At 37.1% G+C, this 550-nt stretch carries 1 protein-coding gene; it reads right to left on the bottom strand.

What is annotated here, in order from left to right:
- Window positions 1-550 (bottom strand): N-6 DNA methylase (locus HMPREF2580_RS10695; protein WP_176747482.1); only part of this gene is annotated, 550 nt, incomplete at both ends.

Here is a 550-nt window from a genome sequence, read left to right as displayed (position 1 = left end):
GTTATAGGTTGTACTATTATATTCTTGACCATAGTAATTACGTATTTTAGCTTCTCTGCCCACACGTAAGAGTAATGAGCCAGAACCACATGTTGGGTCATACACACTTCTTAAGTCTTCTTTCCCATCTGTAACAATCTTTGCGAGTATCGTCGATACTTGTTGAGGTGTATAGAATTCGCCCGCCTTTTTACCTGCACTGGCCGCAAATTGACCAATTAAGTATTCATATGCATCGCCTAACATATCGATTTCTAAATCACTGTGTACGAAAGGTAATGTTGAGATATTCATCATAACTTTCGCAATTAACTTCGTACGTGCTGCGTTCGTGTTTCCTAAACGACTTGAGTTCAAATCCATATCATCGAATAAGTGGATAAAGTCGTCTTCACTTTCATGACCACGTGTCGAATTTTCAACATTTTTAATCGCATTGCTTAAGTCTTCAATCTCGAACGTTTGATTTTCAATTTTTGCTTTTAAATTACTGAATAAATTTTCTGGTTCGATGACGAAACCAATACGTTGAATGAGCTCTTTCTCAACG

The sequence above is a fragment of the Staphylococcus sp. HMSC036D05 genome, assembly GCF_001836225.1.
In the GTDB taxonomy this organism is placed as follows: domain Bacteria; phylum Bacillota; class Bacilli; order Staphylococcales; family Staphylococcaceae; genus Staphylococcus; species Staphylococcus caprae.
This window is presented reverse-complemented; position numbering and strand designations above follow the sequence as displayed.